The organism is Rhodococcus opacus (assembly GCF_012396235.1).
GTDB classification, from domain to species: Bacteria; Actinomycetota; Actinomycetes; order Mycobacteriales; family Mycobacteriaceae; genus Rhodococcus_F; species Rhodococcus_F opacus.
Window position 1 is genome coordinate 1 of sequence record NZ_JAAXPA010000023.1, and the last position, 13,437, is coordinate 13,437.

Below are 13,437 nucleotides of genomic sequence, written 5' to 3' on the forward strand. Positions count from 1 at the left end.
ACCCTCGGGCTCGATCGGAGTCTCCAGAATCCCCGGACCGCAATTCGGCAGGCAACCCTCGGGCTCGATCGGAGTCTCCAGAATCCCCGGACCGCAATTCGGCAGGCAACCCTCGGGCTCGATCGGAATGTCCAGAATCCCCGGGTCGGAACACTTCACACCTTCGGGGACACAGATCGGCTGTTGATGGTCGGCAGCGGGGTACGGTGCCGGGTCGAGACTCTCTCCCAACCCTGGGAGAGGAAGCTGGGGCATCGTCGGCCACGGCGCGACGGGTTGTTGCCGCACAACATCGGTGGCCACCGAGTGTGGCGCCGCGCCCCCAAGCGGGGGCCCTGAGACTGAGAGGAACCCGAAAAACCCGAGAGCGCCGACGACCACAAGGGTGGACATCACCATGACCGCCCGCCGCCAGCGGGTAGGTCGGGGCATCTGCCCCACCCCCTCGGGTGCGCGTTCGGTGCTTTCAGTCTGCGCCGGTGCTGCGCGCCGGGGCAATACCCGACGTGCACCGAGTTCCTGACGGACGTGGTGGGTGTGGTGACGTGTTCGAGGCATGGCATCTTCTCGGGTCGAAGTGGTCGACCTTCAGTGTGATGCGCTGGCCGCGGCCGAATCTTCACCCGCCGGGTGGACCTTTATCACCCCTCGCCGGAATCGGCACGCCGGTGCGGGATGGAACCGCACCGCCGACCATGGTGCCGCGCCGACCTGCGGAATTAGACTGGCAGCAAGGCGAAGCGTCCGACCGAAAGTCGTGTGCCCGAAATTGCGGGGAGGACGGCGATGAACGCACTGAGCGAACCGACCCTCTGCTATCTCGATGGCGGAGACGGCACGCGCGAGTTCGTGTTGTCCGTGGACGCACCGCGGATCACCGTGGGCCGCTCGGAGAAGGCCGATATCGCGTTGCCATCAGATCCGAACGTGTCGCGGCTGCACGCCACCATCGAATGGATCGGATCCTATTGGACGGTGACCGATGACGGACTTTCCCGCAACGGCACCTACGTCAATGGCGACCGCCTCAGTGGGCGCCGACGACTCCACGCCGGTGACGTCATCCGAATCGGATCCTCGTCGCTGACCTTCCGCACCTTCATTGCGGCCAGCGGGGAGATGACTGGCACCGCCGACGCCCTGCCCACCCGCGCCGCCCTGACCCCGGCGCAGTTCGCGGTCCTGGTGGAGTTGTGCCGGCCCTACAAGAACGACGCAGCCTATGCCCACCCCGCCTCGAACCAAGAGATCGCCGACCACCTCTTCTTGACTGTGGACACGATAAAATGCCATCTCCGCGTTCTCTTCTCAAAGTTCGGCCTTGAGGATCTGCCGAACAACCAGAAACGCATGCAACTCGTCGCCCGCGCCCGACACAGCGGCATCATCACCACCAGCGATCTGTGAAAATCCCTCGACCCTCCGGCTCTCCCCGCTCCGTGCGGGGCCGCCACAAGTCGGTGCAGCGGGAGCTGGCGCCGCAGCCCACGAAATGCTGAGGTTGCGGTAGTACGCGCCGAAAACAGGCGGTATACCCGGGTAGACCCTCCGAGGTGGGGATTCTGGGTTCTTGCTGGAGGTGCTGATCAACGAGAGCCGACTGCACCTGTTCGGCCTATGGCCCAGGCGTCCACCCCTGGCCCTGTACACACAAGATCGGAATTCCTTCCGGCGTTTGTGAGGCCCTGTCGGTCGAGGGGTCGCATGGTTCGCCAATGTTGTGGACACCGACGATGTCGGCGATGACCCACTCTCCGTCCGGGTAGTAATCGCGGGAGTAGACGCAGACGATGTCCTCGCCGGTGTTCACGTCGACTCCGACCCGATCTACTGAGCACCGCTGACCTGCCGCTCCAGGGATGGGTTCGGGCTGAGCTGCATCGGAGACGTACGCGACCGTTACGCCGCTGCTGATGGTTGCCGGTGGAGTGGCTGAGGCGATGCCGGACCCGAAGGAAATCAGGGGCACGATCGCGGCCGATGCAACGGACGCCGCGCTCAAAAATCTGTTATTCATTGGGCACTTACTAGTTCGTGTACCCGGCCTGAGCGCCGAGTGCTGTGGTGGAATTGTTGTGATAACTATTTGCGGGTATCACATTCGGAATGGTCGGGATTCCCGCTCTGTGTACACAATTCTCTACCTGGCACCCCGCCGAAACCATCCGGGAATTCGGCCTCGATCGTTCATGATCGACGCCGCCGCCACGGCAGATCGATCATCATCAGGCTCGCCCACGGCTTCCGGGACTACGAGCAGATCCTGCCGGACGCCACCCTCGTCATCGGACACGGCGCCCGACACCACCATGCGCGCCCTCACCCACGACGGGCCACTGATCATCCTGCCGAGGCCTGGCAACTGTCGGACACGGTGCGATGCGCAGCCCGAAATCGGTCCCTGTCCCCGATCCCGCGCTGGCGGCGACGGCCGGATCCCTATTCGACGCCGATGCTCACCGTGACGGCGTATTCGCCGCCGTCGCCGGCCAGCCGCACGACCCGTCGTGTGGTTCGCCCGATTAGTTCGGTGAGTTCACGGCGTTCGACGCGGATGGTGCCGGTGTCGATCTCGTCGTCGGCGTTGGGCCAGTCGTCCTTTTCCCGGCCCTTGACGGTCAGGTCCAACCAGGCTCCGGGGTCGTGGATCCGGAACACGACGGGCGACCGGTACTTGTACACCTCTCCGGTGGCGACGCCGTCGACGTTGCCGACCCATCGCGCATCGCGGGATCCGTTGGCGGCGGTGTACGAGAGCTGGAAGTCCACCGTGTCGTCGCCGAGTTCGTCGGTTTCCTCGAGGCAGTGGAACTGCTCGAGGGTCAGGGTGATGGTGCTTAGCGGCCGATACACGCTCACGTGCAGTTCCCGAACGTCGGTCTGTCGGGTCGCGAGACCGTAGTGATCGGAGATGTCGCGTCCCGGACTCGACTGCCAGACCAGCACGGTGGTGTCGCGGTAGAGCGGCCAGTACTGGGGCCCGTGCCAGCTGAGGAAGTAGTCGATGCGGGTGCCGCGGCGATGCCGTGTGGGATCGCCGCTAGGGAGCGGCGGATTGAAGGTGCTCGGGTCGAGTGGGTTGTCGATGAGGACGAACGTGTTGGCCGGGTCCCCGGAGGTGACGCCTTTGGTGCCGTTTCCGGTGGTGGTCCACAGATCGAGCGAGTACCCCAGCCGGTTCTTCATATCCCTGTACAGGTCCGGGTCGAGGGCGTCGGTATTGAGGTCGCCCATCAGCAGGGCGGGCCGCAGCGGACTGCTCAACCCGTGGACGAAACTGGCCAGGTGGCTCAGCTGCGCCTTGACCTGTTTACGGGCGGCCCCGCGCCCGCCTGCGTTGGGGTTCTGGGTATGACTGAGGAAGATGTCGTACTGGGTGGGATGGCCGGGGACCTGAATGCGGGCATGCAAGGCGCCCTTGTTGGCGTAACTGTCCTCGCCGGCGGACTGCCGGAAGATCGTGCTGTGCTCGGCGACCAACGGATATTTGCTCAACAGCAGCAGGCCACCGTCCGATTCGAGGTCGGCTTCATCCGGTCCGGACTTGTGATGGGGGTAGATCGCCCGCAGGCGCTTGCGGATGGTGTCCTTTTCGTCGTCGACGAAGACCTCGCTCAGTCCGACGACATCCGGGCGCGTGCGGCGCAGGTTGTCGATGAGGGCGCCGATCGCCTTGTCGCGTTCGCTGCCCTTGTAGTTGCCGGGGAAAGGCAGCAGGGCCAGGTTGTGCTGCACGAACGACAGGGGTGCGGCGTATTTGCGCCAACGGATCGAGCCGTGTTCGAAATTGCTGATGCGACCGCCGCCGGGCTCGTCCTGTTCGTCGCTGGTCGGATACCCCAGGATGCCGTTCTCCCATCCCAGAGATTCCCACTTGGTAAAGATGTTTCCGTGGATTTCGTGGGCTCCGGTGGTGGGCGACCAGTAGATGTAACCGTGCTCGAAGCGTTGCCGGCGGCCTCGGCCGTCCGGATTTGGTTGCTCGTTGCCGACGGCCTTGCCGAGGAATCCGTCCGGTCCGCCCAATGCGGCCCATTTCAGCACGATGGGGCCGAGGTTGAGATGTGGAGTGTTCACGATTTTCCCATTTCTTATCAGTCGTCTGGAAAGCCAATCGGACGAATATTGGGGTTTTCACTCTCCGAGCGGAATATGAGCCGAAGGTCGGTTCGTCGATTGGCGAGGAAACTGATTCTTCCTGCATGACACCTTCCGGAAACAGTGGCCATAGGGTGGAACTTTCGTCCGCCCTCATCACCGCCGATCGACCCGCTCGCCGGGGAAGTCCCGACCCGGGATCGCGGCCGGAGGCGGCCGGTGGTGTGCGAATTCGGTGTCTCCGCCGCGGCATTCAGACCCGCCACGGCCCGGCAGTTGACCGGATTCTTCGCTGACCCACTGCGGACAACCCGGAACTTGGGCCCGCCGAAACACCCGCCCCCGCCCACTTAGGGTGGAAAATCGTCCACCCCGACGAGGCGGCGACTTCCCCACTTCGGGGGACGAATTCGCACCACCACCGACCCCACAATTGTTGGTGCCCCCACAACGAGCAAGATTCACACGAACAACGGCCACCGCCGTTTCGACACGAGGCTGCCGGAACCATTCCGCCCCCGCCCGAAATCCACACCGGAGACGATGGCCGGCGGCGCCGATACCGACACCGAAAGTAACCATCATGAGCGAAGACGTCGCGGTCAGCGTCAGCGTATGCACCATCACCGAGCAGGAATCGAAGGACCTCTTTTCAGCAATATGACGAGGCGTACGAGCGATATTGCGAGGAAGGGCAGCGCTGGAACAGGGAAGCGGTACCCGCAGGTGTCGCCCGACCGGTGTACTGGGCTGACATCGGTCGCCACGGACGCCCCGCACCTCGTCGAGGCTTACGAATAGGCGATGCCTCATCGTGCGAGAACGCAGTATGCCGACATCGGCGGAGGAGAGGTTCCGTCACAGATCCTTGTCGGTGATGAACCCGCTCTGCATCGCCCGTTCGACGAGCCGGGCCCGTTTCTGGTTCTGTGGAAGATCCTCGACCCCAAACTTGGAGAACAATGCCCTCATGTGTGTTTTGACTGTCTCGGCATTGACGCCCAGCTGATCGGCGATCTGCTGATTCGAAGCGGGACTGGCGAAACCGGACCTGTGCTTGCGAGGGGAGCAGAGCGCAATCAGGACCGTGCGCTGCGTCTTCGTCAGGCACTCGCGCGTGGGCACGGCATGGGCGACATTGGTCAGCGCGCCACTGGCGCGCCCATCGTGGCGGAAAGCCAACATCGAGGAGCCGATGCGGATGCGGTCACCCGATCTCAACCGTCTGCGACCGGTCACACGCTCCCCGTTGACGAAAGTCCCGTTACGGGACATCCCGTCGTCGACGATCGTCCAGTACGTCCCGATCCGTTCGACGGTGGCGTGAAGCCGGGAAACATCTGGATCCGCAGTGAACGCGATATCGGCGTCGGAGGAGCGCCCCACCATCACCCGCGGTGCATGGTCGGAGAGAACGAATTCCCGCGGTATGCCGGCGCGGTCGGAATAACAGAGGCGGGGACCGCTCGACAGGTCATCCATGACCACTCCCATATGTCGGGGAAAATACCCGACGGACTCATTCTAATTCTGATCGCAATCGGTCATCAAAACGGCGCGAGCCAGGTCCCCGTAAGCGAGCGCACAGAATGGCCGCGCGAACACCGCCACCGACGGAATCCATCCCGTCGGTGGCGTGCACCACTTCGAGGAAGATCGCGACAAAGACCTGTCCCATTTCCTTGAAAAATGAGACGCCACCCGGACCGTCTCCGGATCCTATAAAACCCAGGTCGAGGCGTCTCACAAGTTAATTCCACAATTGCGTGTCACAACCTTCGTGCAGGCCTGACTTTCAGTACGCCCCTGGAAATGGATTTGGGGTACGCACGGATAACGACGCCCAAACAGGAACTCGCGCGGCCAGATCGACGCGCTCACCAAAGCTGGGATCACCCCCCGGCGAACGTCTACGCGGACAAGAAGTCCGGGGGCCACCACCGAACGTCCCGAACTGCAGCTACGTGCGAACGGGCGATGTGATTGTGGTGCGCACCCTCGACCGGCGGCCGCACCGTCCGCCTCCAGGGGAGGCTCTCGCCCCGGCCTCGCGGCGATCGCTACAAGAGGTCGAAGTACTGCGAGCGCGCCTTCATGGCATGAATGAGCAGCTCGTTCCCACTGTCGAAGCGCAGGACAACCAGTTCCAGGAGCCGACCGTTCGGATCGAAACCCAGCCGGAACTCGCGCGCGGGGTTGTCGTCGTCCAGACCAGCGGTATACACGTGATGCTCTGCCGCGTAGATGCCATCGTTTTCGCTGATCCCGTGTTTGAGCGCGGATTTATGCGCCTTCACGCGACCTGGGTCCAGGCACGCACCGCTTCTCGAATCGCCTCGGATCGGGAAACATGCTCCTGCTCGGCACGGGCGTTCAATGCCTTCAGCAATGCCTCGTCCATCCGTACCGGCACCACCGCGCCGGGGCCGTCCCCCACGGTCGGTCTGCCGCGTTTGCGCAACTTCTCGACGTCGTAACCGGCCTCGGCCTCGTCTGCCCACTTCTGGATCATCCCGTCCGTGACGGGTACTCCGTTGATCGTCTCCTCAGCCATGCCCATTATCGTAATACGAAAATAAAGTTTGGGCCACGATCGCCCACCAGACCCCCGGGGGGGGTCGATCCGAGTGATACCTGCCGCTCGGCGTCCAGCGCCATCGGGCCCGTCCCGGATACAAACAAAAGCCCAGCTCGCAGTCGAAAATTCGTCCTGTATTCCGTGTCATAAGGTCGTACAGAGCTAACTTTCGGTACTCTCGTCACATGGAGTTAGGGTACGCCCGGGTGTCGACGAGCAAGCAGGACCTGACGCGGCAGATCGACGCGCTCCGCAAGGCCGGGGTCGACCCGGCGAACATCTACGTGGACAAGAAGTCCGGGGCCACCACCGAACGTCCCGGATTGCAGGCGCTGCTGGGCTACGCCCGCAAGGGCGACGTGATCGTGGTGCACACCCTCGACCGGCTCGGCCGCACCGTCCGCGACACCCTCAACCTGATCCACGACCTGCACCAGCGCGGCATCGGATTCCGAAACCTGGCCGATCCGATCCGGATCGACTCGTCGAACCCGGACGACCCGATGGGCCAGTTGGCGGTGGTGCTACTGGCCCTGTTCGGGCAGATGGAACGCACCTACGCGGTCGAGCGGGCCGCCCACGCCCGCACCGTGGCCACCGAGAAGGGACGACGCACCGGCCGACCCAGCGTGGTCACCGCCGCCCAACTCGCCTACGCCACCCAACTCCGGGACGGCGGCGCCACCATCGCCGAGATCACCGACAAGACCGGACTGACCCGCTCGACGCTCTACCGCCATCTCCCGTCTCGTCCGCCGGAGACGCTCACCGCTGACATCCCGCAACCCGCGGACACGAAGACCCCGACACCCGTCACGGCGCCTTCGTCCCCGGCGGCCGGACCGTCGTCCTGTCCGACCTGCGGATACGAGCCCGCCACCCGACGGGACCTCATCCCGCACCGCGCCGATCTCGCGACCATCTGGTTGCACCTCGGCGATCGCGGCGAGCTGCGCGAGGCCCGGCACTGCGCCCACTGTCAGCCCCACGGCCACGTCCTGGTGGTCAGCTGCTCCCGGTGCGGGGACGGTCCGCTGGTCACCGGCACCGATTCCGGCACCGACGAAATCCCGGCGGCGGTGCGGGACTGGCTCGCGCAACAGGACTGGGCAGTGGAGTCGGACCTGTTGTGCCCCAACCATTCCTGAACCTCAGCAGGTTCCGCCGTCGTCGAGGTCATCGAGCAAGTGCTGCAGCCGCCGGCACGTCGCTTCGTGCCGTTCGACTTCCCGGTCCCAGCCGCGGGCGCGGGCGTCATCAATCAGGACCTGCTCGGTCGCCAGGCGCGCCCGGATCCGCGGCGCGTACTCACTGGTGGTGAGAAACTTCGGGCAGGTCAGGATCAGGTCGCACTCGCACGGACCCTCGGCGGGCAGCCGCAGACAGTGCCCCAGTTCGAGTTCGGTCTTGAGGAAGTTCGTCTTCAGCCAGTCCACGGTCTTGTCGTCGAGAGCGTCGTGCAGGAGGGCGTCGGCGGCCGGGCCGGCGATCCGGTGCCCGTCGGCGAGGGCCGTCTCGTACTGGCGCCGGATCTCGGGATCGGAGATGCGGCTGTAAATCATGGACATCGTCGCACTGCGATGTCCGAGTATCGCCATGATCGTCTGAATCCGGGCGCCGCCCTCGGCGAGCTGGGTGCCGAGGGTGTGCCGAAACCGGTGCGCCCCGAGAGCAGCTTGCCGCGCCGAACGAACACGTAATCGACCCGGCGGCCGGTGACCTCGTCGATCCGGGCGATCGAGCGTTGTGCCCGGGCCAGGCTGATGGCATGCTCGAGCGCCGTGGCCGCGTCCGGGTGCAACGGGACGATCCGTTCGGTGCGGCCTTTGCCGACAGGGATCCGCAGCCGTGGATGCCCGCCCGGATAGGTGTCGAGGCAATCCCAGGTCAGTCGGCGGATTTCGTCGCGGCGGGCGCCGGACCAGCGCAGCAACAGCAGTGCGGCCCTTTGCAGCGGGTCGGTCAGGTCGTCGACCGCGGTCATGATCGCGTCGAGTTCGTGTTGCGGAAGATACCGGGGGATCGACTCCGGACGCCGCGGTGTGTCACGAGAGGTCAGCAACGGTCGCCCTGGCACCTCCGCCCATCCCCAGACCGCGGTGTCGCGGCAGAACCCGGCGATCGCGTTGAGTTCGTGCTTGACCGTGGTCGTCGCCAGCGGCAGACCGGTGTGTTGACTCGGACAGGTCGGCAGCCACCGCATGTACTCCTCGACGATGGCGCGATCGACCTGGGCGAAACTGTTGACCTGCGGGTGATTTTCGCCGAGCCAGTTGACGAACCGGCGCAGAGCCTGCCGGGCGTTGTGCACTGTCTGCGGGCGATCGAGCTTGGCGTCGAGCCGCAGTTGTAGGTATCGCTCGATGACCGCCCTGATCTTGGGCGGACACGGTTCGGGGAGCAATCGGTCGGTCCAGTTTTCGATCGTTCGCGTGCCTATCCGCGGCGCTGCCGTGACCTGGCCGACGTTGTACAGCAGCACGTGGGTGGCGTGCAGGTTCGCGAGGTGATTGCGGAGGAACCCGCGGTTGGCGTCCGGATCATCGTGAAACTGGCCGTTCGCGAACAGGGTCCGGCGCAGAACATTGAAATCGTCGCGTGCGGCGAAGTCGCGGATGGCTGACCCGAATGCGAACAGATCGGCGGCGGTGATCGCGGTCATGTCGGGGTCGCCGCGGTGGAGCATGACCCGGCCCAGGCACCACGTCAGACTGTTCCGTGCCTTGGCCGGGGAGTGGCCCAGTTCGGTCAGCCGCGCGACCCACTGCTCGAACAATAGGAGATCGACGCCGAGGCCGGTGCTGCCGCTGCGCCGGTCCAGCAGACGTGCGTACTTCCGGCCGAGAAGGAAGTCGAAGTCCAGGCCAACCCCTTGCACCATGGACAGATACACCAGATATCCGCTGGCGCGATGCGAGTCGGTGCGCCCGTTCGATCGCATGCCCTCGCCGACAAATCCCAAGCGCACCGGCAGTGACTGCTCGAACCACGCCTCGAGGTCCGGCCATCGCTCGACGAACCGCCGATAGGCACCCATCCGCTCCCACCTGGCCGGCACGTGGGGAACGTGCGCGTCCACCCACCCCCGGTATTCGCTTTCATCGACGTGCCGGCGCGGGAGAGGTACAGCTCCAGCCGCTGCCGGCCCGGTCATCGGCGGTCCCGCAGGGCGGCCGTGTACTCGTCACGAACCTGCTGGTCGGAGACCCGGGTATAGATCCGGGTCGACTCCGGTGAGGCATGTCCGAGGCGTCGTTGCAACGCCAACTCCCGCATTCCCGCCTCCCACATTGCTGTTGCGTGGGTATGCCGCAGGGCGTGTGGGGTTTTGTCCACCGTGCGTATCCCGAGTGTGTCCAGCCGCCGGGCGAACATCCGCACGAGCGCGGCATACGAGAGCGGCTCGCAACGGCGAGCGCCCCTGCCCCCGACCAGAAATACGAACGGACTCGATGCGTCGACCGGACGTTCATGGAGCACATACCGATTCACCGCATCCAACGTGCGAGGCTCGAGCAGGTCGACGACCCGTTCGTTCCGGGACTTCGCCCGCACGCCCCGCGGATGGTCATCGCGTTTGCGAATCGTGACCCGCCGGCGGCCATAAGCGATGTCGCCGAGCTGAAGCCCGAGAACCTCTCCCGGCCGCAGGGCACCGTCGAGCATCAACAGCACCATCGTCAGATCCCGCAAACAGGTCATGCTCTCCAGCAGCGCAGTCACCTCGGGCTCGCTCATCGGACGTGGCAACCGGTGTGGCAACCGGACCCGCACCTCCCGGCTGACCGGCTGCTGCCGACTTGCATTTCCCATGAAGGGACGGTGCCGTTCGGCGACCATCGCCAACGCGACATCGCGACGGCGACGCATCGGATTCTCGCCGGTGACGAGTTCGGCGACGATCGCCCAGTCGTAGAAGCTCGATACTGCCGCCAGCACCCTCGCCACACTCGCCGGCGCCAACAGACGCCCACCGGACCCGACCGGTGCCAGACCCAGCCGCTGCGCTGGCCCACGCACCGGTCGTCGCCGCAGCCATCCCAGCAGCTCCAGGGCCAGCGCTGGCCGGAATTCGCGCCAATCGATTCCGCGTTCGGCGAAGAACTCGAACACCAGGCGCAAGTCGTAGCCGTACCCGAGCGCGGTGTTCGGGCTCCGGCCGGAATCAAGCACGTATCGCAGGAACCGGGTTACCGGCGGCACCGGTTCACCATCGGGTCCCACCAGGACCACCGAGGACACGATCCCGCCCGTCTTCACGGTCTGCACGTGCATGACCCCAGCCCACCACCGGGTGATCCGATCCGCGTGCCGACTCGCCGTGAGATGTCCACATAAGAAAGAACTCCGCCACGATCGCGGCCTGTTCGATCGTCAGGCCCTGTTCCTCGAGGCTCGCGCGCGCGGCTTCGCGGCGTCCGACTGCGCCGAGCAGCTTGACCGCCTTCCGCTTCACGCTCAGCTCCTTCGAGACCCGGTCCACCGGCACCCCGAGGTCGAGCATTTCGGCAACCCCGGCGGCGTTCTGCGCGGTCGTCAGGCCGGTGCGGTGGTTGTTCGAGTTCATCTGCTCGCTGATCCGGGCGATTGCACGCTCGATCTCATCGGTCGTGTCCTGCGAGCGCACCAGCACGGGGATGGTGTCGCGGTCCGTGGCGAGCGACGCCAGGAGGCGGCGCTGGCCGTCGATGACCACCAGGACACCGTCCTCGCGGCGGTTCGCGGTGATCGGGTGCAGCACACCGTGCTCGCGGACCGACGCCACAAATCCCGGTGTCGCCTCCAGGTCCACCTGGTCGCGCACGTTCTTGCCGACGTCGAGGGTGTGCGGGTCGACCTCGATCAGCTCAACGCCCACCAGTTGCTGTGTTGCGGTCATGATGTCCTTCTCCTGTACTGTCTCGGGCGAGAACACCGGGCAGATAGTTGCTGCCCGGTGTTCTCTTGTTTCCGGGTGGTTCCTCGTCAGCGGGAGGCCGGGGTATCGGCGGTGCCGTACACCTGCCGTGCCATCTGCCACCCGGTGGCGAAGCCGTCGTTGAAGGTGTCGAGTTCGGCGGCCATGTAGCCGAACTCGATGCCTGCACGTTCGGCGAGCACGTGCAGCGGCTCGTCGTCGCTCTCACCGCACGACGCGAGCACACCGGCGGTGAATCCCTGCTCGCGGATGATGCGGACCGTGTCCTCGGTCATCTCGATCTCCTGGGTTGTCAGCGGAAGGTGATGGATTCGCGCGTCGGGTACACCCGCACGAATCCGGCGGCGGCGACGGCGTACGCGACCTCGCCGTAGAACAAGACGTCGCCCTTGCTCAGCGATCGGTGCCGCTCGGCCCGGTACCGGCGGACCACTTCGAGTCCGACAAGCTGGGGGCCGGGTTCATTGAACGCCGCGAACACCTCCTCGAGGTTCACCTCCAGATCGCGGCGCGGATCCATCTCGAACCGGGCCACCTCACGCAGTGAGTCGCCGTCGGTGTAGCCGATGAGCATCGCGTCCCGTGCCTCGTTGTGCAGCACCCGCATCGGCACACTCGGCGCTCCCGGTGTCACGTTCATCTGAGGTTCCCTTCGGTGGTGATGGGACCGGGCCTTTGCGGTCCGGTCGCGTGTGTGGTATCCGTCGTGTCGGTGGGAACCGGGCAGATAGTTGCTGCCCGGTTCCCACCGACGTTCCGGATCGGAGTGCTTACGCCGCCTGGGCGGGGCGAGCGCTGCGGCTGGCGATCAGTGCCTCCGCGACCGGCCCGAGGATCGGTTCCGGGTTTTCGTCCCATCCGGCGACCAGAACGGCGCGGCCACGAATCGGTCTGTCGGTGACCGGGCCGTACCGGTGAACGATCGCGGTGGCCAGCTGGTTGACCGGGACGGCGGGGACATGCTGGTGGTTCGCCCCCACGAGCAGGCTCGCCGTGCCCTGGTGCGGGCCGCGTCCGAGGACGAACCCAGTCGTGCCGACGTCACCGACGGCGTCCATGGCCGCGCCGATACCGGCCGGGATGCGCAGGCTCGCCCACAACGGGTCGACCGGGAGGTCCTGGGCGGTCATGCTGCCGTCGATCTCGATCACGACGGCGGAAAAGGTGGTGCGCATAGCGTCTCCTCCTGAAGGTTGGATGTGGTCAGAGGCCGAAGTCGGCCGGGACCAGCCGGATCTCGGCCGCTTGGATGTACGGGTCGTCGGGGACAAGACTGAGGACCATGCCCACCAGTTCGGCGCGCATGTCCGTGCCCAGGTCGTCGAAGTCGGGGTCTTCCTCGACCCGCAGATCGGCGTAGATCGCGCGTGCGACGGCGATGGGGTCGATGACCTTGTCGAGGACGATGGTGCTGCTCACGTGAACCTCCGATGCTCTGCCGGACCACTTCCATGGCCCCTGGCGTTCTTTTTGCCCTGCTGGCAAAGGAGAGTCGGATCGGCGGTATCAGGACGGGGTGCAACCCCTGGGCCGGGAAGTTTCTCTGCGAGCGAAGCGAGTGCGCTTTGAGAAAGTTCTCGGAGCCTTGTGCCGGCGCTTGCGCCGCCAGGGGTTGTTCCCCGGCCGCCGTCGATCAGGATCGGAAGGCCAGCAGGTCAAAAGAACGCTGTTCTTCAACAGGGCGGAGCGCAGCGGAGCTCATGTAGGGTCTCGAGAACCTTGTTCTCCAGAATCCGTATGTCTCATGAGACATACGGATTCTGGCGCCGAGGCTGGTCAGTGAGGGGAATGCGCCAGCGGGTGGACGCTGCCCCGACTGGCGCATGAGACGTCGCCTATCGGC

13 protein-coding genes and 1 pseudogene are annotated in these 13,437 nt (G+C 65.3%); 2 read left to right on the forward strand and 12 right to left on the reverse strand.

All coding sequences use genetic code 11. The features are described from left to right. The first annotated feature begins 786 nt into the window (after positions 1-786). Positions 787-1,407 carry an FHA domain-containing protein gene (locus tag HGB39_RS26095; RefSeq protein ID WP_064079970.1) on the forward strand — a complete coding sequence of 207 codons (621 nt, stop codon included), beginning with the start codon at positions 787-789 and terminating at the stop codon, positions 1,405-1,407. Positions 1,408-2,439: 1,032 nt separating this feature from the next. On the opposite strand, the gene HGB39_RS39005 is transcribed toward HGB39_RS26095, so the two are convergent. From HGB39_RS39005 to HGB39_RS26115, 4 genes are all read right to left on the reverse strand, one after another. After that, positions 2,440-4,077: an endonuclease/exonuclease/phosphatase family protein gene (locus HGB39_RS39005; protein ID WP_064079969.1), complete on the reverse strand. Its 1,638-nt coding sequence runs from the start codon at positions 4,075-4,077 to the stop codon at positions 2,440-2,442. A gap of 879 nt (positions 4,078-4,956) precedes the next feature. Continuing rightward, complete coding sequence (locus HGB39_RS26105) at positions 4,957-5,580, reverse strand: FHA domain-containing protein (protein WP_064080019.1); 624 nt, start codon at positions 5,578-5,580, stop codon at positions 4,957-4,959. Between the two features lie 578 nt (positions 5,581-6,158). Next, positions 6,159-6,395 (reverse strand): hypothetical protein, encoded by a 237-nt coding sequence (locus HGB39_RS26110; protein ID WP_064079968.1) that lies wholly within the window; start codon positions 6,393-6,395, stop codon positions 6,159-6,161. Beyond that, positions 6,392-6,652 carry a ribbon-helix-helix domain-containing protein gene (locus tag HGB39_RS26115; RefSeq protein ID WP_064079967.1) on the reverse strand — a complete coding sequence of 87 codons (261 nt, stop codon included), beginning with the start codon at positions 6,650-6,652 and terminating at the stop codon, positions 6,392-6,394. Before HGB39_RS26115 ends, HGB39_RS26110 begins: the two co-directional genes overlap by 4 nt. A gap of 209 nt (positions 6,653-6,861) precedes the next feature. Between HGB39_RS26115 and HGB39_RS26120 the strand changes: the two genes are divergently transcribed. Then, entirely contained in the window at positions 6,862-7,824 is a 963-nt protein-coding gene (locus tag HGB39_RS26120) for a recombinase family protein (protein WP_064079966.1), read from the forward strand. A gap of 3 nt (positions 7,825-7,827) precedes the next feature. Here HGB39_RS26120 and HGB39_RS39010 read toward each other — a convergent pair whose 3' ends face one another. The 8 genes and pseudogenes from HGB39_RS39010 to HGB39_RS26155 all read right to left on the reverse strand — a co-directional run bounded on the left by HGB39_RS39010 (position 7,828) and on the right by HGB39_RS26155 (position 13,013). Then, positions 7,828-8,244, reverse strand: a complete 417-nt coding sequence (locus HGB39_RS39010; protein ID WP_247607513.1) for a hypothetical protein — start codon at positions 8,242-8,244, stop codon at positions 7,828-7,830. A 33-nt stretch (positions 8,245-8,277) separates the two neighbouring features. Beyond that, a pseudogene (locus tag HGB39_RS39955) lies at positions 8,278-9,830 on the reverse strand (tyrosine-type recombinase/integrase); the annotation flags it as partial. Next, complete coding sequence (locus tag HGB39_RS26130; protein WP_064079965.1) at positions 9,827-10,951, reverse strand: tyrosine-type recombinase/integrase; 1,125 nt, start codon at positions 10,949-10,951, stop codon at positions 9,827-9,829. The gene HGB39_RS26130 and the pseudogene HGB39_RS39955, both read right to left, overlap by 4 nt. Further along, positions 10,884-11,555, reverse strand: coding sequence for a ParB/RepB/Spo0J family partition protein (locus tag HGB39_RS26135; RefSeq protein WP_247607499.1), 672 nt, complete (start codon positions 11,553-11,555; stop codon positions 10,884-10,886). Before HGB39_RS26135 ends, HGB39_RS26130 begins: the two co-directional genes overlap by 68 nt. An 86-nt stretch (positions 11,556-11,641) precedes the next feature. After that, positions 11,642-11,869, reverse strand: coding sequence for a hypothetical protein (locus HGB39_RS26140; protein WP_064079963.1), 228 nt, complete (start codon positions 11,867-11,869; stop codon positions 11,642-11,644). Positions 11,870-11,886: 17 nt separating this feature from the next. Next, positions 11,887-12,234 carry a hypothetical protein gene (locus HGB39_RS26145; RefSeq protein WP_064079962.1) on the reverse strand — a complete coding sequence of 116 codons (348 nt, stop codon included), beginning with the start codon at positions 12,232-12,234 and terminating at the stop codon, positions 11,887-11,889. 130 nt (positions 12,235-12,364) lie between these two features. Then, positions 12,365-12,769 (reverse strand): hypothetical protein, encoded by a 405-nt coding sequence (locus tag HGB39_RS26150; protein WP_064079961.1) that lies wholly within the window; start codon positions 12,767-12,769, stop codon positions 12,365-12,367. Between the two features lie 28 nt (positions 12,770-12,797). Then, positions 12,798-13,013: a hypothetical protein gene (locus tag HGB39_RS26155; RefSeq protein WP_064079960.1), complete on the reverse strand. Its 216-nt coding sequence runs from the start codon at positions 13,011-13,013 to the stop codon at positions 12,798-12,800. Positions 13,014-13,437 lie beyond the last annotated feature (424 nt).

What these genes read in the sequence shown, in the direction of transcription:
- HGB39_RS26095 (WP_064079970.1), top strand. Translation starts at nt 787, where the DNA reads ATGAACGCACTGAGCGAACCGACCCTCTGCTATCTCGATGGCGGAGAC.
- HGB39_RS26105 (WP_064080019.1), bottom strand. Translation starts at nt 5,580, where the DNA reads ATGGATGACCTGTCGAGCGGTCCCCGCCTCTGTTATTCCGACCGCGCC.
- HGB39_RS26115 (WP_064079967.1), bottom strand. Translation starts at nt 6,652, where the DNA reads ATGGCTGAGGAGACGATCAACGGAGTACCCGTCACGGACGGGATGATC.
- HGB39_RS26120 (WP_064079966.1), top strand. Translation starts at nt 6,862, where the DNA reads ATGGAGTTAGGGTACGCCCGGGTGTCGACGAGCAAGCAGGACCTGACG.
- HGB39_RS39010 (WP_247607513.1), bottom strand. Translation starts at nt 8,244, where the DNA reads ATGTCCATGATTTACAGCCGCATCTCCGATCCCGAGATCCGGCGCCAG.
- HGB39_RS26130 (WP_064079965.1), bottom strand. Translation starts at nt 10,951, where the DNA reads ATGCACGTGCAGACCGTGAAGACGGGCGGGATCGTGTCCTCGGTGGTC.
- HGB39_RS26135 (WP_247607499.1), bottom strand. Translation starts at nt 11,555, where the DNA reads ATGACCGCAACACAGCAACTGGTGGGCGTTGAGCTGATCGAGGTCGAC.
- HGB39_RS26140 (WP_064079963.1), bottom strand. Translation starts at nt 11,869, where the DNA reads ATGACCGAGGACACGGTCCGCATCATCCGCGAGCAGGGATTCACCGCC.
- HGB39_RS26145 (WP_064079962.1), bottom strand. Translation starts at nt 12,234, where the DNA reads ATGAACGTGACACCGGGAGCGCCGAGTGTGCCGATGCGGGTGCTGCAC.
- HGB39_RS26150 (WP_064079961.1), bottom strand. Translation starts at nt 12,769, where the DNA reads ATGCGCACCACCTTTTCCGCCGTCGTGATCGAGATCGACGGCAGCATG.